The organism is Pseudoalteromonas sp. CuT4-3 (genome assembly GCF_035666335.1).
In the GTDB taxonomy this organism is placed as follows: domain Bacteria; phylum Pseudomonadota; class Gammaproteobacteria; order Enterobacterales; family Alteromonadaceae; genus Pseudoalteromonas; species Pseudoalteromonas atlantica.
The window spans coordinates 1,709,211-1,727,562 of sequence record NZ_CP142030.1; the positions used below are offsets into that span (position 1 = coordinate 1,709,211).

General features: G+C 41.1%; 19 protein-coding genes and 1 pseudogene. 15 read left to right on the forward strand and 5 right to left on the reverse strand.

Annotated elements, in window-relative coordinates:
- The first annotated feature begins 55 nt into the window (after positions 1–55).
- The 7 genes from VOI46_RS07700 (at position 56) to VOI46_RS07730 (ending at position 7,765) form a co-directional block, all read left to right on the forward strand.
- On the forward strand, positions 56–1,237 hold the full coding sequence (locus VOI46_RS07700) for an acetyl-CoA C-acyltransferase (protein WP_004587902.1): 1,182 nt from the start codon (positions 56–58) through the stop codon (positions 1,235–1,237).
- 103 nt (positions 1,238–1,340) lie between these two features.
- Positions 1,341–2,831 carry a CoA-acylating methylmalonate-semialdehyde dehydrogenase gene (locus VOI46_RS07705; RefSeq protein WP_004587903.1) on the forward strand — a complete coding sequence of 497 codons (1,491 nt, stop codon included), beginning with the start codon at positions 1,341–1,343 and terminating at the stop codon, positions 2,829–2,831.
- Between the two features lie 141 nt (positions 2,832–2,972).
- Positions 2,973–4,130 carry an acyl-CoA dehydrogenase family protein gene (locus VOI46_RS07710; protein ID WP_004587904.1) on the forward strand — a complete coding sequence of 386 codons (1,158 nt, stop codon included), beginning with the start codon at positions 2,973–2,975 and terminating at the stop codon, positions 4,128–4,130.
- A gap of 10 nt (positions 4,131–4,140) precedes the next feature.
- Positions 4,141–4,926: an enoyl-CoA hydratase gene (locus VOI46_RS07715; protein ID WP_004587905.1), complete on the forward strand. Its 786-nt coding sequence runs from the start codon at positions 4,141–4,143 to the stop codon at positions 4,924–4,926.
- On the forward strand, positions 4,926–6,089 hold the full coding sequence (locus VOI46_RS07720; protein WP_004587906.1) for an enoyl-CoA hydratase/isomerase family protein: 1,164 nt from the start codon (positions 4,926–4,928) through the stop codon (positions 6,087–6,089). The genes VOI46_RS07715 and VOI46_RS07720 overlap by 1 nt, the downstream gene beginning before the upstream one ends.
- Positions 6,086–6,985, forward strand: a complete 900-nt coding sequence (mmsB, locus tag VOI46_RS07725; RefSeq protein WP_004587907.1) for a 3-hydroxyisobutyrate dehydrogenase — start codon at positions 6,086–6,088, stop codon at positions 6,983–6,985. The genes VOI46_RS07720 and mmsB overlap by 4 nt, the downstream gene beginning before the upstream one ends.
- Before the next feature lie 9 nt (positions 6,986–6,994).
- Positions 6,995–7,765 (forward strand): SDR family oxidoreductase, encoded by a 771-nt coding sequence (locus VOI46_RS07730; RefSeq protein WP_004587908.1) that lies wholly within the window; start codon positions 6,995–6,997, stop codon positions 7,763–7,765.
- Between the two features lie 99 nt (positions 7,766–7,864).
- On the opposite strand, the gene VOI46_RS07735 is transcribed toward VOI46_RS07730, so the two are convergent.
- The gene (locus VOI46_RS07735) at positions 7,865–8,101 is read right to left on the reverse strand and encodes a phage integrase N-terminal SAM-like domain-containing protein (protein WP_004587909.1); all 237 of its coding nucleotides are present in this window, start codon (positions 8,099–8,101) and stop codon (positions 7,865–7,867) included.
- 364 nt (positions 8,102–8,465) lie between these two features.
- On the opposite strand from VOI46_RS07735, the gene VOI46_RS07740 reads away from it, so the two are divergent.
- The gene (locus VOI46_RS07740; protein ID WP_198288828.1) at positions 8,466–8,903 is read left to right on the forward strand and encodes a DUF4145 domain-containing protein; all 438 of its coding nucleotides are present in this window, start codon (positions 8,466–8,468) and stop codon (positions 8,901–8,903) included.
- Positions 8,904–9,302: 399 nt separating this feature from the next.
- Here VOI46_RS07740 and VOI46_RS07745 read toward each other — a convergent pair whose 3' ends face one another.
- Complete coding sequence (locus VOI46_RS07745; RefSeq protein WP_029772239.1) at positions 9,303–10,457, reverse strand: IS110 family transposase; 1,155 nt, start codon at positions 10,455–10,457, stop codon at positions 9,303–9,305.
- A gap of 120 nt (positions 10,458–10,577) precedes the next feature.
- On the opposite strand from VOI46_RS07745, the gene VOI46_RS07750 reads away from it, so the two are divergent.
- Positions 10,578–10,820, forward strand: a complete 243-nt coding sequence (locus VOI46_RS07750; protein WP_138725002.1) for a hypothetical protein — start codon at positions 10,578–10,580, stop codon at positions 10,818–10,820.
- A gap of 206 nt (positions 10,821–11,026) precedes the next feature.
- Positions 11,027–11,296, forward strand: coding sequence for a hypothetical protein (locus tag VOI46_RS07755; RefSeq protein ID WP_324738196.1), 270 nt, complete (start codon positions 11,027–11,029; stop codon positions 11,294–11,296).
- 241 nt (positions 11,297–11,537) lie between these two features.
- On the opposite strand, the pseudogene VOI46_RS07760 reads toward VOI46_RS07755, so the two are convergent.
- Positions 11,538–11,681, reverse strand: a pseudogene (locus tag VOI46_RS07760) (methionine synthase); the annotation flags it as partial.
- 407 nt (positions 11,682–12,088) lie between these two features.
- Here VOI46_RS07760 and VOI46_RS07765 point away from each other — a divergent pair.
- Positions 12,089–12,892, forward strand: coding sequence for a Stf0 family sulfotransferase (locus VOI46_RS07765; RefSeq protein ID WP_282337565.1), 804 nt, complete (start codon positions 12,089–12,091; stop codon positions 12,890–12,892).
- A 75-nt stretch (positions 12,893–12,967) separates the two neighbouring features.
- Here VOI46_RS07765 and VOI46_RS07770 read toward each other — a convergent pair whose 3' ends face one another.
- The gene (locus VOI46_RS07770; protein WP_282337566.1) at positions 12,968–13,999 is read right to left on the reverse strand and encodes a methionine synthase; all 1,032 of its coding nucleotides are present in this window, start codon (positions 13,997–13,999) and stop codon (positions 12,968–12,970) included.
- 29 nt (positions 14,000–14,028) lie between these two features.
- Positions 14,029–15,003 (reverse strand): DUF1852 domain-containing protein, encoded by a 975-nt coding sequence (locus tag VOI46_RS07775; protein ID WP_282337567.1) that lies wholly within the window; start codon positions 15,001–15,003, stop codon positions 14,029–14,031.
- Positions 15,004–15,558: 555 nt separating this feature from the next.
- Here VOI46_RS07775 and VOI46_RS07780 point away from each other — a divergent pair.
- The 4 genes from VOI46_RS07780 to VOI46_RS07795 all read left to right on the forward strand — a co-directional run bounded on the left by VOI46_RS07780 (position 15,559) and on the right by VOI46_RS07795 (position 18,340).
- Positions 15,559–16,572, forward strand: a complete 1,014-nt coding sequence (locus VOI46_RS07780) for a DUF5924 family protein (RefSeq protein WP_282337568.1) — start codon at positions 15,559–15,561, stop codon at positions 16,570–16,572.
- A gap of 71 nt (positions 16,573–16,643) precedes the next feature.
- Positions 16,644–16,880 (forward strand): hypothetical protein, encoded by a 237-nt coding sequence (locus tag VOI46_RS07785; RefSeq protein WP_282337569.1) that lies wholly within the window; start codon positions 16,644–16,646, stop codon positions 16,878–16,880.
- 17 nt (positions 16,881–16,897) lie between these two features.
- Positions 16,898–17,353: a hypothetical protein gene (locus tag VOI46_RS07790; protein WP_282337570.1), complete on the forward strand. Its 456-nt coding sequence runs from the start codon at positions 16,898–16,900 to the stop codon at positions 17,351–17,353.
- Positions 17,354–17,428: 75 nt separating this feature from the next.
- Positions 17,429–18,340, forward strand: coding sequence for a cation diffusion facilitator family transporter (locus VOI46_RS07795; RefSeq protein WP_282337571.1), 912 nt, complete (start codon positions 17,429–17,431; stop codon positions 18,338–18,340).
- The last annotated feature ends 12 nt before the right edge of the window (positions 18,341–18,352 follow it).

Here is an 18,352-nt window from a genome sequence, read left to right on the forward strand (position 1 = left end):
TTAATAGAGCAAATATTCTAACAACTATTTGCATATAAATACAACGGAGTTAATTATGACTTTAGAATCAGTGGTAATTGTAGCAGCAAAGCGTACGCCAATGGGCGGGTTTATGGGCGCGTTGACCGATGCACAATCTACCGAGCTAGGCGCAACCGCCATTGCAAGTGCGCTTGCACAAACTGGTTTAGCAAATGATGCAATAGATGAAGTAATTATGGGCTGTGTATTGCCAGCGGGCCTTGGCCAAGCGCCAGCACGCCAAGCAATGTTAAAAGCAGGCCTTGCTCTGGGTACGGGTGCTACCACCATTAATAAAGTATGTGGCTCTGGTTTAAAAGCCGCCATGCTAGGACACGAATTAATTAAAGCGGGCTCAATTAGCAGCGCAATTGCTGGCGGCATGGAAAGCATGAGTAATGCACCGTATTTTATACCTAAAGCACGTGGCGGTATGCGTATGGGCCACGGCGAAATTAAAGATCATATGATGAGCGATGGCCTAGAAGATGCGTACGATAACAAAGCAATGGGCTGTTTTGCACAAGATACTGCCGATGAGTACGGCATTGGCCGTGAGCAAATGGATGAGTTTGCACTTAGCTCGTTAAGTAAAGCCAATGCGGCAATCGAAAACGGCAGCTTTGAAAACGAAATTGCGCCGCACACCATAAAAACCCGCAAGGGCGATGTAACCGTATCGGTTGATGAGCAACCCGGTAATGCCCGCCCAGAAAAAATACCAAGCCTGCGTGCTGCCTTTAAAAAAGACGGCACCATCACTGCGGCTAATTCATCGTCAATTTCTGATGGTGGCGCAGCGCTTATATTAATGAGCGAATCAAAAGCTAAAGAGCAAGGCTTATCACCGCTTTGTAAAATTGTAGCGCACAGCACGCACTCTCAAAAACCAAGCGAATTTACTGTAGCACCTGTGGGCGCTATGAACAGCGTGCTTGAAAAAGCAGGCTGGACAACCGCTGATGTTGACCTGTGGGAAATTAACGAAGCCTTTGCCATGGTTACCATGCTTGCTATTAACGAATTAAAACTTGATGAGAGCAAAGTAAACGTAAACGGTGGGGCGTGTGCACTTGGCCACCCAATTGGTGCCAGCGGCGCGAGAATTTTAGTCACGCTTATTCACGCACTTAAAAACCGTGGCCTTAAAAAAGGAATTGCGTCTTTATGTATTGGTGGCGGCGAAGCTGTAGCCATGGCTGTAGAGGCTTACTAAAAAAAAAGTTAATTAACTAACAGCAACTAAAATGCACCGTACTCATACTAATAACAAAACGGTGCCATTTTTTAAAAGAACACACTAACAACAGGATTTACCCATGCACCAAGTTCCACTACTTATAAATGGCGAATTTGTTCAGTCGGCTTCAAACGAGCTTATTGATGTAATTAACCCAGCAAACCAAGAAGTACTTGCGCAAGTTCCATGCACTACCGACTCAGAAATGGATGCAGCGATTGCCTCGGCCTCAGAAACATTTAAAACATGGAAAGATGTGCCCATTACCGAGCGTGCCCGCATTATGATGAAATACGCGGCGCTGTTAAAAGAGCACCACGATGAGCTTGCAACCATTATTTGCCACGAACTAGGTAAAACGTTTGAAGATGCAAAAGGCGATGTATGGCGCGGTATTGAAGTAGTGGAACAAGCAGCTAACGCACCGTCACTAATGATGGGCGAAACAATGGAAAACGTTGCCCGTAAAATCGATACCTATTCTTACATGCAGCCCCTTGGCGTTTGTGCAGGCATTACGCCGTTTAACTTTCCGGCGATGATTCCTCTTTGGATGTTTCCGCTAGCTATTGTATGTGGTAACACCTTTATTTTAAAACCCTCTGAGCAAGACCCGCTCACTCCAATGCGTTTAGCTGAGCTATTTATTGAAGCCGGCGCACCAAAAGGCGTATTACAAGTGGTTCATGGTACAAAACCGCAAGTAGACCGCTTATTAGAAGACAAAGCCGTACGTGCAATTTCGTTTGTGGGCTCGTGTGGTGTAGGTGCATACATTTATTCTAAAGGCACACAAAACCTTAAGCGCGTACAAGCGTGTGTGGGTGCTAAAAATCACATGGTTATTATGCCAGATGCGAGTAAATCGCACGTGGTAAATAACCTAGTTGGCGCATCGGTTGGTGCAGCAGGCCAGCGTTGTATGGGTATTTCGGTGGCTGTGTTTGTAGGCCAAGCAAGTGAGTGGGTAGATGAAATAAAAGCAGGCTTTAAAAACGTACGCCCAGGCGTGTGGGATGACAAAGACGCAGCCTACGGCCCACAAACATCAAAAGCCGCAAAAGAGCGTATTTTATCGCTTATAGCAAGCGGTAAAGAGCAAGGCGCCACCTGTTTAATTGATGGCTCAAACTACACAGTAGAGGGCTTTGATCAAGGTAACTGGGTTGGCCCAACTCTATTTACCGATGTGACAAAAGACATGGATTTATACAAAGAAGAAATTTTTGGTCCTGTGCTTGCCTGTATGTTTGTAGATACGCTAGAAGAGGCAATTGCCCTTATTAACGAAAGCCCATTCGGTAACGGTACCTCGTTATTTACCTCAAGTGGTGCTGCGGCTCGTAAATTTCAACATGAAATTGAAGTAGGGCAAGTGGGTATTAATGTGCCTATTCCGGTGCCGCTGCCGTTTTTCTCGTTTACGGGTTGGAAAGGCTCGTTTTACGGCGATACACACACCTATGGTAAGCAAGGTATACGTTTTTACACAGAAACTAAAACTATTACCTCACGTTGGTTTGAAGACGACATCGCTTCAGGTCCAAACATGAGCATTAATTTAAAATAAACACACTCAAAAATAATAATAAAGAAGGGCGCAAAGGCTAAATCCGCTGACAAGCAACTAGAACACACACATCAGCCTTTGCCGCTCTTCACTCATTTACCCTAATGGGACACACTAACAACACAATTAAAGAGGTCTACCATGGACTTTAACTTATCAGAAGATCAACAAGCCTTTGCAGAAACTGCACGCCAATTTGCAGAATCAGAACTTGCTCCACATGCAGCAAAGTGGGATCGCGAGCATATTTTTCCTAAAGATACGATTAAAGCGGCGGGCGAGCTTGGCTTTTGCGGTTTATATACGCCAGAGGAAGCCGGCGGCCTTGGTTTATCACGCTTAGATTCAAGCATTATATTTGAGCAGCTTGCGATGGGCTGTACAGCTACAACGGCCATGCTAACTATTCATAATATGGCTACGTGGATGGTAGCAAGTTTTGGTACAGATGCAGTTAAAGACAAATACGTAGAACAACTAGTAATGGGCGAGCTACTTGCCTCTTATTGTTTAACAGAGCCAGGGGCGGGCTCAGATGCAGCATCACTAAAAACAAAAGCTGTGCTTGAAGGTGATGAGTACGTTATTAACGGCTCAAAAATGTTTATATCGGGCGCGGGCGAAACTGAAGTTTTAGTCGTAATGGCACGCACCGGTGGCGAAGGCGCTGCGGGTATTTCGGCATTTGTAGTTCCTGCCGACGCACAAGGCGTTGAGTACGGTAAAGCAGAAGAAAAAATGGGTTGGAACGCACAACCAACACGCTTAATTAGTTTTGAAGATGTGCGTATTCCGGCGCATAACTTATTAGGTAAAGAGGGCGAAGGCTTTAAATTTGCCATGCAAGGCCTAGATGGCGGGCGTATTAATATTGCCACATGCTCAATTGGTACTGCACAAGCTGCGCTAAACACGGCAAAAGAGTACTTAAAAGAGCGTACTCAATTTGGTAAGCCCTTAGCTGCGTTTCAGGCTTTGCAGTTTAAAATTGCAGATATGAACACTGAGCTTGTAGCTGCGCGGCAAATGGTAAGGCTGGCAGCATTTAAACTTGATACCGGCGATAGTGAAAAAACCACCTATTGCGCCATGGCTAAACGTTATGCCACCGATGTTGGCTTTAACGTGTGTAACGAGGCACTGCAAGTACATGGTGGTTACGGTTACATAAAAGAATACCCGCTTGAGCGCCATGTACGTGATGTACGCGTTCATCAAATTTTAGAAGGCACTAACGAAATTATGCGCGTAATTATAGCGCGCCGTATTTTAGCCGAGTCTGCAAGCGACGTTTTATAAGGAGCAAGTTATGTCACAATCTAACCCGAGTATTGAACTGACTACCGAAGGCCATGTTGCTATTTTAACTATGTCTAACCCACCAGCTAATACCTGGACAAAAGACACCTTAATTGACTTAAAAAACAAAGTTAACGAGCTTAATAGCAACAAAAACATTTATGCCTTAGTGCTTACTGGCGAAGGCGAGAAGTTTTTTAGCGCCGGTGCCGATTTAAATGTATTTGCTAGTGGCGATAAAGGCGTTGCCGCTGATATGTCGCGTGTATTTGGTGAAGCCTTTGAAGCACTGACTAATTTTACAGGGGTGTCGGTTGCGGCCATTAACGGTTATGCCATGGGCGGCGGGCTAGAAGTTGCGCTTGCGTGTGATATTCGTATAGCAGAAGAGCAAGCACAAATGGCACTGCCAGAGGCAAAAGTGGGTTTGTTACCGTGCGCGGGTGGTACGCAAAATTTAGCATGGCTTGTAGGTGAAGGCTGGGCAAAACGCATGATTTTATGCGGCGAGCGCTTAAAAGCCGATAAAGCCTTACATATTGGCTTAGTAGAGGAAGTAGTCCCACAAGGGGAAAGCTTTGCAGCTGCGTTAAAACTTGCCAACCAAGTAAGCGAGCAAAGCCCAAGCTCGGTAGCTGCATGTAAAACGCTTATACAAAAAGGGCGCCATCAACCTATGGCAAGCGTATTGCCTCTTGAGCGTGAATTGTTTGTTGGGCTGTTTGATACACAAGATCAACAAGAGGGCGTTAATGCCTTTTTAGAAAAACGCCGCGCAAATTGGGTAAATGGCTAATGAGTAATTTAACGTTATTAAATAATGCCGACGACCCAGTGCTATTTGAAACGGCAAGTGCAGCAAACGGCAGCTTAATTGGGGTTATTACACTCAACGTACCTAAAGCATTAAACGCCCTTAATTTTGACATGATCAAATTACTCGAGCCGCAATTGCGGGCTTGGCAAAGCGATGATGCAATTGCAATGGTATTGTTAAAAGGCGAAGGGGATAAAGCATTTTGCGCCGGTGGCGATGTAGTCAGCCTGCATCATGCAATGGCGCAAGGTAAACCAACAAGCTTAGTGGAAGACTTTTTTACCCTAGAGTACCAGCTTGACTACCTTATTCATTGCTACGAAAAACCATTTTTAGTATGGGGGCACGGCATAGTAATGGGGGGCGGTTTAGGTCTAATGGCCGGTGCTAGCCACCGCGTAGTAACCGAAACATCGCGCATTGCTATGCCAGAGCAAACCATAGGCTTATACCCAGATGTAGGCGGTAGTTACTTTTTGCATAAAATGCCACAAGGTGTGGGGCTATTTTTAGGGTTAACATCGGCCTCTATTAATTGTGAAGATGCACGCTTTGTATCGCTTGCCGATCACTTTATCGACAGCACTAAATATGATGCCATGCTAGCGCAAATTTTAGCGGCTAAGTGGGGCAAAACCGCAAGCTTAAATCATGAGCGTTTGACTAAATTATTAACCGATTTAGATAACCAATCTGCGCGTATGCCCAAAGGCAATATTAAAGCTAACTTAGCAACCATTCAAAAATTAGCTGAACTTAATACGCTACAAGAGCAAGTTGATTATATTTTAGGCCTAGCTACAGACGATAAATGGCTGCAACGCGCCCAAAAGTCACTTAAGCATGGTTGCCCACTAAGTTGCGCGCTAGTAAGTGAGCAGCTAAAAGCCAGTAAAGGAAAAAGCTTACTAGCGTGTTTTAAAATGGAGCTGGGTATGTCGGTACGCGCTGGCGAAGTAGGTGAATTTCAAGAAGGCGTAAGAGCACTATTAATAGATAAAGACGGCGCGCCTAATTGGCAATACAAAACACTGAGTGATGTACCACAAGCCATAATAGAGAGCTTTTTTGCTAACCGTTTTGGCGAAAATCACCCACTCAATGGCTTAGACACCCCAACACACATAAAGGAAAGACGATGACTAAACTCAATATTGGTTTTATCGGCTTAGGTAATATGGGCGGCCCAATGGCGGCTAACTTAATTAAAGCCGGCCATAATGTTACAGCATTTGATTTAAACCAGTCGGTCTTAAATGAACTTGCAAGTAAAGGCGCACACGCAGCTGATAATGCAAATGCATGTGCAACCAATGCCGATATACTTATTAGTATGTTACCTGCGGGCAAACATGTTAAATCACTTTATTTAGGCAATAACGACGATAGCGGCTTAATTAATGTGCTTAGCAACAACACCTTAGTGATAGATTGCTCAACAATAGATGCGGAGTCGGCCCGTGTGGTTGGCAGCGCACTTGGCGAGCAGGGTATTAGCTTTGTAGATGCACCGGTATCGGGCGGTGTTGCTGGAGCAACCGCAGGCACGCTTACGTTTATTGTTGGTGGTAGTAAAGCCGCGTTTAATACCGCACAACCTGTGCTTAATGATATGGGTAAAAACATATTTCATGCAGGCGATATTGGCGCAGGACAAGTTGCAAAAATATGCAACAACATGCTGTTAAGTATTTTAATGGCAGGTACGAGCGAAGCCCTGCAAATGGGTATTAATAATGGGCTAGATGCAAAAGTACTCAGCGACATTATGACTGCAAGCTCTGGCCGTAACTGGACCCTTGAACTTTACAACCCATGCCCAGGCGTAATGGATACAGCCCCTGCAAGTAACGATTACAAACCGGGCTTTATGGTCGATTTAATGGCTAAAGATTTAGGGCTTGCCATGGAAGCCGCGCAGCAAAGTAATTCTTCAACCCCAATGGGGTCAATGGCTAAAAATTTATACACTATGCTACAGCACCAAGGTGCTGGCAGTGATGATTTTAGCGCCATTTTTAAACTGTTTTCTAAGTAGGAGTAAGGCGTGGAAATTAAAAATAACACGGTAGTAATAACCGGTGGCGCACAAGGCTTAGGCTTTGCAATGGCGAAAAAATTTGCCCTTATGGGCGCTAACATCGCACTTATAGATATGGCGCAAGAGTTATTAAACAACGCATGCGAGAAACTAACACAGCTTGAAGGTGTATCTGGCACTATTAAAGGCTACGCCGCAAACGTAACTGTTGAGAGCGAAGTAGAAAACGTATTTAATACCATTAATAGCGATTTTGGCCACATTGGTGTGCTTATAAACAACGCCGGTATTTTACGCGACGGCATGTTTATAAAAGCTAAAGACGGCAAAGTGGTTAAAAAAATGTCCCTTGAGCAATTTCAATCAGTAATTGATGTAAATCTCACTGGCGTATTTTTAGCAGGGCGTGAAGCTGCAAGCCACATGATTGAATCAGGCAAAGGCGGCGTTATAGTCAATATGTCGAGTGTAGCGCGCGCGGGTAATATTGGGCAAACAAACTACGCAGCTTCAAAAGCAGGCGTAGTGGCACTTACCACCACGTGGGCTAAAGAGCTTGGCCGCTTTGGTATACGCGTAGGCGCTATTGCACCAGGTGTAATAAGTACCGCTATGACCGACGCCATGAAACCCGAAGCCAAACAGCGCATGCTTGCAGTAACACCCGTAGGGCGCTTAGGCGAAAGCGACGAAATTGCCCATACCGCACAATACATAATCGAAAACGACTTTTTTACAGGTCGCGTGGTAGAAATAGACGGCGGGATTCGTTTGTAAATTAAGTTTTTACGCTTGAATTTAAAAAGCATGGCGCTTGTGGGCTGTGCTTTTTTGTTTTAAAAAATGCCTAATAAGAGTGGCTTTTGAATCACCTCTTTAAATAATAAGCTCAACGCATTTAAGGCTTGGTTTGAGTGTTAGGAGCCACTTCTTTTGGTTGACTAAGTGATTCAAAATAAGTTCGGCCTCATTATTTCCCATTGTTGTTGGGTGCCTCATAGAGTTAAATCGAATAAACGAAGCTATCCAGTATAAATACGCTTTAATGGTACTTTTAGCATAACGCTTTAGATACATTTGTTCGGCTATCATAGTTAAAAAAGGTGATTTCATGATATGAATCTCTAGTAAAAATTAACTGTATATATAGACAGCGCTTGTTGTTTTGTCCAATATTACTGATCTCCACCATTTCGGTGTATTTGTGCATTGATTAAAAATATTTTCCTGTGAACTAATTGTGAACTAATTGTGAACTAATTGTTTGCAGGTGTTTATTTGATGGTTAAGATAAATGCACTGTAATATATGGACATTTGTCGGTTTATAAAACGACAAATGTCGTAGACAAAATTGTTAGCTTTCAAGGATAAGCATGGAGCATTTCGTAGAAATAATTAAGGCTATTGCATGACCTATTGCAATTGTTTGGCTTGGGTATGTTTTTCGCTCGGAAGTTCGACAACTTCTAGGCAGAATGTCTAGTCTCAAGTACAAAGATATGGAGGCGAACTTTGACAAACAATTAGCGAAAGCTGAGAGTGAAGCTAAAAGTATTACGGTAAACAAAAAGCCTGATGAAAATTTATCTCAAACAGAGCAATTATTGCGTATTGCTGATGTTTCTCCAAGAGCTGCATTTGTTGAAGCTTGGACATTAATTGAAATGGCAGCATCAAAAAAGGGTCTGAAAGCAGGCGTTGCTCTTCCAAGAACAAGCCCCAAAATGATTGTCGATTATTTACAAACGTCGGGAGCGCTCCCCCAAAACAGCATTAAATTAATCGAGCAACTTCGAAAGCTCCGAAATCAAGCTGTTCATATGCCAGACTTTGCAATAAACCAAAGTGAAGCTGAACGTTATTTAGAGCTAGCAGCTAAAATTGCTGCAGTTATTAGCGCAGAAGAAAGCTAACAAGAAATTAAACAAGGACAAAAAACAGTTGGTTTTTGCTCCTGCGTCGCTTATTTTAACCAACTATTTTTTGCCTGTTAATTAGGCGTTGGTATGACTCCCACTGTCAAGTTAAACGCACTGATCCCTGCCTAACTTTTTAAGCCATAATTACTTTAGCTCGAATTAGAGCGAGTTAATACATAGGATGAAGCAAGTAATGTCGTCGGTTATCTTGCTGATATTCGTTGGTTATTACTATTTCTAGTAACAGAGCAGACCTTACTTATTTCGTCGTGGCACCTGTCTTCAGTCTATGTTCGTGGTTCAATGCAGCGTTAGCTGCACTGCCATCCTAACGCCGTCGGTGGTTGTGCCACACCCGATGCTTGATCCCATGCATTAACTCTAATACGTTTATCATGCGGGTACTCTTGCCAATCTAAGTTTTGTATTCACTGGCGTAAGCACCACTTCTTTTGCAATAGCCCATATGTACGCAATCATTTCTCGGGCAATGGCGGTAACAACCAGATTGTAGTGTTTCCCTTTGGCTATCATTTTTTTATAGCGTTTGCAGAGCCTAATCTGTGCTTTCCACGCAATATCAATAATGTCCTTTGGTAAGCCTTCTTGTCGTTTTTGCATATCTGTTGATATATTTGCCGCATACCGATAAGTGTGTGCACCTTCCACAAGAAGGCGTCTTGCTCGGCCATTTCCGCATTTTGTGATGGCGCCAATATGGCGTTTGCCACCACTCGAGTGTTCACTGGGTACAAGACCGAGATAACTCATTAATTTACGGGGATGGTCGAAACGCGATAAATCGCCAAGCTCAGCAACAACGCCAGTGGCGACCAACAAACGGACACCACGCATAGCTTGTATTGCTTTGACAACAGGATAATAACGCCACTGGTGAACGTGGTGTGTTAGTTCATTGTCTAGCCGTTCAAGTCGGCTTATTCGTTCGGTAATTGTGTGTAAAAATTCTTGTAAGACGATGTGCTGAGCGGGGTGTGGCAGCACAATCTCAGTGAGCCAACGTAAATGTTTTTGTGACCAATTCGCAGTGCCTTTATAATTAATATTATTGCGAAGCAACAGCGCCTTTAATTGATATTTGGCATCTTTTAAGTCCTTCATTGCCACTTCGCGTGCACGAGATAAATCGCGTACAGCTTCATCTTCAGGCTCGGGAACATAGATAGGTGTTAAATCTTCAGACTTAAGTAATTTAGCAAGCTTAAGAGCATCACGTTTATCGGTTTTAATCTTCTCACCAGGTTTTTTAGGAATAAGAGAGGGCGCCACCACGTAACAGCAATGGCCGAGGCTGGTAATTAACCTGTAAATCCAATAACCACATGGGCCTGCTTCATAAACAAAATGAAGTGTTGCGCCAGAGTATTTCGATTCGAACTGACGAACAAGCTTTTGAACGGCCACTTTGGAAGACGAAACTCGGCCAAGATGAACAGGTTGCGCACCTCTATGTTCTTCAATATAGGCGACTTCATTGAATTCTTTATGTGTATCAAGACCGATAAAAAGTATGCTATGTTTATTCATGTTAGCCTCTGCTGTTTAGTTAATTGACAAACTAATTATGGCTCTGGCTTTGAATTAAGCTAACCCACGAAAAGCGGAGGCTAACACCGTGTGGGAGTCATTATGTCTATGTGTAAGGGTATGACTGAAGCTGACAAGGAAATTATAGATATACTCAAGGAGTTGTTTCGTAATAAAAACAACGAATTTGTTGATCCCGACGATCTACTTTTAGAGCAAATTGTTAAGTGGTCTATTTATCTGGCTTTATTGGGGTTACTTATTCTTTTGCCTATCAAAATCTTTGGTAACGCCGACCAATCTGCTGCCAGTAGCATGTTATCTGGTATCGTTGGCGTAGCTTTTACACTTTTGTTCATTTAATTAAATATAAAATCTAAAAATCCAAGCATAATAATGTATGTGCTCACATGGTTTTCGTTAATGTTAAGCTTATGGGTTGCCGGTTAGTTGCAACTAACAATTACATTAAGCCGCTCGCAGGCTCGCTGGGACAGTACCACGTGGTCTCTGTCGCTTCGCTCGGATTTAGCCCACGTGTTACTACCCCTTATTACAAGGAAAATTTGGTGTTTGATAGGATAAAAATAGCGATGTCAAAGGGGGGTTGGCACGCTTTGGCGTTAATCTTAGTCATGCTGTTAGCTGGGCCAGAAATAGTGGTAAGTATTGAACTTATGGCCATGCTAGAAGTGCTTGGGGCTTCAACCTTTGTATTGATGTATCTCTCAGGTATCAAGCTGTTTTTCTCAAAGGTGTGGGATAAATATAAAAATTTTGAAAAGCTTTCAGTTTTCTTTTTTCCAACTTTTCCTGTTTTAAAAAAATGCCATCACTGATAGTTCATTCTATTCCTGAGCGGACTGTGGTTATTGGACTTTTTACGTTTATTACTGTTGCAATGATAATATTTTACATACAAATTTTAATTTAATTTAGTAAAGCTAATTAGCACCCTGAATCAACTTTGCTAAACATACGCTTGAGCTTGCAAGCCACTTAGTAGCTATTCGTATTAGCGCACTTAATTTAAAAAAAGTGCGCAGGTTTTAATTACATAGCTAGTTTTTAAAGCAAGCTTTACTGCGCTAATAGCTCTTTTCTTACTATTTTCGCGCCTTTACTTAGGGCATTAAGCTTAGCGTTCGCAACTTCGCGCGAAAGCGGGGCCATGCCGCAGTTTGTGCAGGGGTAGAGTTTGTCGGCATCTACAAACTGTAGGGCTATGTAAATAAACAAGGCACCCACCTTAAATTTTGTACTTTACGCAATTAGAGGCGAGTTTTTTAGTCAGTACAAAACAGTTGTCGATTTTGCCATTTCTACCCTTAACTAATAAGGGCTAGAGGTTTTTAGAAAATTGGATTGTTATTTAAAATTCTCTGTTTATTTAAAATACGGATCTAATATATTTTCAATGCGATAGGATTTATCGTTTTTTTAACAAAATTATACAATGTAAATTATTTTGATTTATAATAGGTGTGTACAATATTTGAATTTTTTAGCCCCTTTTATATCAAACCATTACACTATATGTGTTGCTTAATGAAAATATACAATATTTACAAGCCTATTTCATACGTGTAATATTTTTAATGATTTATTATTAATTAACAAAGGATATGTTTATGCATTTATATAAGGAACAGTTTTTAGAAGAGCATGATTACCCACGAGTTTCTAAACCTACCAAAGTGCTTATTATTGCATCAACTGAGCGTTGTGGTAGTCATATGCTTGGCCATGCTTTACATAATACGCATGCGTTCGGTTTTCCTCTAGAATATGCCAATCCTGCTAATTTAAAAAAATGGAAAGAAAAATTTAAAACCGATGATTTTTATGAGGTTTTAGATGAGTTACAAAAACGAAGAACATCACCCAACGGGGTATTTGGAATAAAGCTACATTATCAGCACATTGAAGAGTTTGGTGGATTTGAACAATTAGTAAATCATTTTCCTGACGCTTATTATGTTTTGTTATCACGAGAAAATGTGCTTAATCAAGCTGTGTCTTTATCAATAGCAAGCCAAACTGGGGTATGGATTGCGGGGCAAGAGCCTGTAAACGAAAACCCTGAATATGATTACTCGAGTATTGATAAAAGTCTTAAAAGTATCATTAAGAATAACTCGTCTTGGCGATATTCTCTCGCGGCGAGCGACTGTAATTACATAGAAATGAATTTTGATAATGTCAAAAATAATTTGGATAAGACTATTTCTGATATAGCTAAATTTATGGGGGTTTCAGTAAATATTGAAGATATTCCTACTGAACAAGTTACGAGTAAACAAAGTAATAAGCTAAACAAAGAATGGAAAGAACGTTTTTGCTCAGAGTTCAACTTATCAAGCAAATTAATTCCTGAGCAAAAACAAGGATTTATAAAAGACATTAAGAGAAAGGTTAAGAAAGTGTTTTCTTAACTTGTATATTTAATGGCCCATTAGTAAAAATATACTAAAGGGCCAATTTAATGATAGTCACTTTTAGATAAAGCTTTACTGCGCTAATAGCTCTTTTCTTACTATTTCCGCGCCTTTGCTCAATGCATTAAGCTTAGCGTTTGCAACTTCGCGTGAAAGCGGGGCCATGCCGCAGTTTGTGCAGGGGTAGAGTTTGTCGGCATCTACAAACTGTAGGGCTTTGCGTAAAGTAGCGGCTACTTCTTCAGGTGTTTCTATTTCATTTGTGGCAACATCAATAGCGCCTACCATTACTTTTTTACCGCGAATTAGTTCAAGTAAGTCCATAGGTACGTGTGAGTTGTGACACTCAAGTGAGATAATATCAATATTTGATTGCTGTAATTTAGGAAAAGCTTCTTCGTACTGGCGCCATTCATTGCCAAGTGTTTTTTTCCAATCGGTGTTGGCTTTAATGCCGTAGCCATAACAAATATGCACAGCAGTTTCGCATTTTAACCCTTCAATTGCGCGCTCTAAACAGGCAATGCCCCAATCGTTTACTTCATCAAAAAATACATTAAACGCGGGCTCATCAAATTGGATAATATCTACGCCTGCGGCTTCTAGTTCTTTGGCTTCTTGGTTGAGTATTTTGGCAAATTCCCAGGCTAGTTTTTCGCGGCTTTTGTAGTGGTCGTCATAAAGTGTATCTATCATGGTCATTGGGCCGGGTAGTGCCCACTTTATAGGTTGATTAGTTTGCGAGCGCAAAAACTTAGCGTCTTCTACAAACACAGGTTTTTGGCGGCTAACAGGGCCCACTACGCTTGGAACACTTGCATCGTAACGGTCGCGTATTTTTACGGTTTTTCGTTTTTCAAAATCAACACCGTTAAGGTGCTCTATAAATGTAGTTACAAAATGTTGGCGTGTTTGCTCGCCATCGCTCACTATGTCAATACCAGCGAGTTGTTGTGAGTGAAGTGCAATGCGCAGGGCGTCTTTTTTGCCTTCAATGAGTTCGTTGGTTTGAAGCTTCCACGGCGACCAAAGGGTTTCTGGCTCTGCAAGCCATAAGGGCTTTGGTAAACTGCCTGCTGTAGATGTAGGTAATAATGTTTTCATAATAAGAGTGACCCTTTATTAAAATAAGGTTAGACGTTTGCTGTTGTAAATTGTTCAAGCACTGATTTATACGGTTTTATAAAATGCTCTTCAGCAAACTTGCCTTGCTCGGCGGCTAATTTACTGCGCTCATCTCTGTCGTAAATAATTTGCGTGAGTGAGTGGTCGGCATTTTTTAAATTAGGCTTAAAGGCGTTACCCGCTTTGGCATTGGCGTTATAAATTTCTGGGCGATAAATTTTTTGAAAGGTTTCCATTGTGCTAATGGTGCTTATTAGCTCAAGGTTGGTGTAATCGTTTAGTAAGTCACCAAAGAAAAACAAGGCAAAAGGTGCGGTACTATTTGCAGGCATAAAGTAACGCACCTGTAGGCCCATTTTTTTAAAGTATTGCTCTGTTAACGAAGATTCGTTTGGTTGGTATTCAATACCTAAAATAGGGTGCTGGTTGGCAGTGCGATGATAGGTTTTGTTATCTGACACACTGAGGCATATAACCGGTGGCTTTTTAAAGTGTTGCTTATAGGTGTTTGAGCTTACAAACGATTGAAATAACTTACCATGCAGCTCACCAAAATTATCGGGAATACTAAATTGTGGTTTATTTTTATTATGTTGCTGCAGTAACACGCTAAAGTCGTAGTCGCGAACGTACGATGAAAAGTTATTACCAACAATACCTTCTATGCGCTTGTTTGTTTTGGTATCAATAATATTCGTTTTTAATATTTCTATAGAAGGAAAGCTTTGGCTGTTTTCATCTAAACCAATATCTACAGAAATAATCTCAAGCTCTACGCTGTAGCGCTCAGCAGTTGGGTTATCCCAATTAGCAAGGGTGTTAAAGCGGTTGTTGATCATATTTAGCGCTTTTCTTAAGTTTTGTTGGCGGTGTTCGCCTCGTGCTAAGTTTGCAAAATTAGTGGTAATACGGGTGTTTTCAGCGGGTTGGTAGTTTTCATCAAGGCGCTGACTTTTAATATTAAATGTAATGTTTTTACTCATGGTGACTCTATCCATATTGTATATTTAAAACCTGAGCCTTTAGCGTGCTCAAAGAGTGGTTTTGTAATAAACAGGCTTAATGCTTATAAGCGCTGGCCGATGGATAATTTATACGTTGGTTGGTGCTTTAATAAAAACGGTTTAATTTCACATAAAACATGAGTTTGATTCATTTATATAAATTAAATGTGTTACTGAGAGAACATATACCTGTATTTAGGCATGTAAAAAAATAGTGCAGCGTATAATTTATAGGTATTTAGACGTCTAGATGTGTTTGTTGTGGTAAATTCACGTTGCGCATTAATAAAATTCAGGCACAGCTGTAACCCTTATTTTAATTAACGCTTAAAGTTACAGTTTTAAAAATTACTGTAGTTTTTCGGCCAGTTATAGGCACTTATTAATTAAAAAAGCGGTTAAAAGGGAGTGGTTTTTAATGCAACAACGAAAATAATACCTGCAGGCATCTATGTGTTGTTCATCTAGGCTTAGTTACACTGATTTAACTAACATGATAATAATAAAGTACATTATGTACGGACACTAAAATAAATGAACAAACTAAAAAATCTCATTACTCAATTTATAGTGGCAATGCAAAAGCGACCAGGGCTATTGGCTGTATTGGCGTTTTGCTCAGGTGTTGCAAGCTATGTAATGGTCGATAGAAAAGAGTCGTTCTCGCAGGTTATTGCCATTGTTTTACTGGTGAGCTGGTTTTGGTTGATCGTCGACAACTGGCTACGCGATAAAGTACAAGAGCGCTTTGGGGTAGCCGTATCTCCCAATGTAATGCGCTTTGCACTGCAAATGGTGCAACAAGAAAGCCTATTTTTTGCGTTACCGTTTTTTTTAGCGGTTACTCAGTGGGATCACCCACAAGCACTCTTTACATCGCTGATTATTATATGTGCCTTCATATCGGTAATAGATCCATTTTACTATAAAAAGTTAGCTAAAAACCGCACGCTGTTTACAGTATTTCATAACTTTGCATTATTTGTGGTTTTGCTTGTTACGCTACCTATTTTATTAAACCTAACTACGAGCCAAAGCTTAGCAATTGCGCTTGTAACCTCAGTGCTTATTACTTTACCTAGCTTAACAAACTTAATGCCTGATGCGCGCTGGTGGCGTTTTCCTATTTTAGTTTTAATTTTATGCGCAATAAGCGCTGGGGTTTGGCAGCTTCGCAGTTATGTTCCGCCAGCAGCCCTGCGTTTAACCGATATTACCTTGGGACATAAAGTAGATGTTGAGCATAAAAAACCGCTAGGTAGCATCGATACTCTTGATTTATATACACTTCATCATGAAGGGTTATACACATGGACCGCAGTAAAAGCGCCAAGAGGTCTAAACGAAAAAATATTTCATGTATGGATACACAATAAAAAAGAGGTCGACAGAATTACGCTCAATATTAATGGCGGGCGAAAACAAGGCTACAGAGCATGGACTCATAAAGTAAATTTTCCGCATAATGCTAAAGGTAAGTGGCAAGTAAAAGTGATAACTGAGTCGGGGCAATTAATAGGGCTTACGAAATTTATTGTTACACCTTAACGCTATAAATACGCTGATAATCAACTATAGATTTGATACGCTGTTTTTACATTACTTAATGGATGAGTGTTATGAGCATTGCTTTAGATATTGTTATGTGGCTAATGATAGAAACCATTTTAGGGTTTATTTTGTACTCTACCGGCTGTGCAATTTTAAACGTATTCACCTTTGGTCAGTTTAAAGCTGACATTAAAGATTACATGAGCTTTAAGGCAAATAAAGCTAAAAACGTTTACCTAATATGTTTGCTTGGTTTTAGCTTTTACGCAGCGTTAATTGGTTTTATTGCTTACATAAGCCAATAACTTAGGTTTATAGGTATATGAAGTTTAATAAGCTATTGGTTATAGCGGGGGTTTTAAGTTTTATAGCGTCACTTTTACATATTGCCTGTATTTTTGGTGGCCCTGATTGGTATCGCTTTTTTGGTGCTGGCGAACACATGGCGCAGTTGGCTGAGCAGGGAAGTACGTATCCTACCTTTGTTACTTTAATTATATCAGCCATACTTGCTATATGGGGCATGTATGCGCTCTCTGGCGCGGGTGTTATTTTAAAGCTGCCTTTTTTAAAAACGGCTTTGGTATTAATAACAGGTGTTTATTTACTAAGGGGGATAGCAGGGGTAATCGCTCCTTTTGTAACAACCAGTCAGTTAATTCATCACAACTCAATTGTATTTTGGATTGTAAGCTCAATTGTATGCAGCATTTATGGGCTGTTTTATTTATTAGGTACGCTTAAACTTTTCCGAACACATACCTCATTAACCTTATAAATTAAAAACAGTGAGCGCTAAAAATAGATTTCTACAGCTCAGATTAATCAAGTTATTTACTATGTAAGGAGCAACATGAGTCACGATCACAGCCATCATATTAGTCACTATAATCGCGCGTTTGCTATAGGCGTTTTACTCAATCTTATATTTGTCGTGATAGAAGCAGGGTACGGTTTTTTTGCCAACTCCCTTGCGCTTTTAGCCGACGCAGGGCATAACCTAAGCGACGTGGTTAGTTTATTACTTGCGTGGGGGGCAAATGTTTTGGCAAGTAAAGCAGCTACCGACAAGCGCACCTTTGGCTATAAAAAATCAACGGTGTTAGCGTCTTTAATGAGCTCTGTTTTACTTATGGCTGCCCTTGCTAGCATAGCTTGGCATGCCATAGAGCGTTTTGAAAACCCTCAGCCGGTTACAGGCATGACGGTTATAGTGGTTTCGCTTATTGGTGTGGTAATTAACACCTTAACTGCGTTGTTGTTTGTGCAAGGGCAAAAGCACGATTTAAATATTAGAGGTGCTTTTTTACATATGGCGGCTGATGCAGCGGTGTCTTTAGGTGTGGTAATTGCCGGCATTGTTATTTTATTTAAAAACTGGCAATGGGTAGACCCTGTTGTAAGTTTGAGTATTGTAGTGATTGTGTTTATTGGCACATGGGGATTATTTAAAGACTCGCTTAATTACGCCACAGACGCCGTACCCAAAAATATTAGTATAGAAAAACTAAAGCAGTATTTTTTAAGTATTGAGCATGTAACAGGTGTGCATGGGCTACGTCTACGTGTGTGGCCACTAAGTACCACAGAATCTGCGCTTATTGTTCACTTAGTAACTGACAACAACGCATTAAATAACGACTTTTTAATTGAAGTACAGCACCATTTACATGACCACTTTGACATTGAACACGCCACCATTCAAGTTGAAAGCAGCCAAGGCAGCGCAGGTTGTATGTTTAACCATGGGCATGCCCATGGTTAAACGTTAATTGGT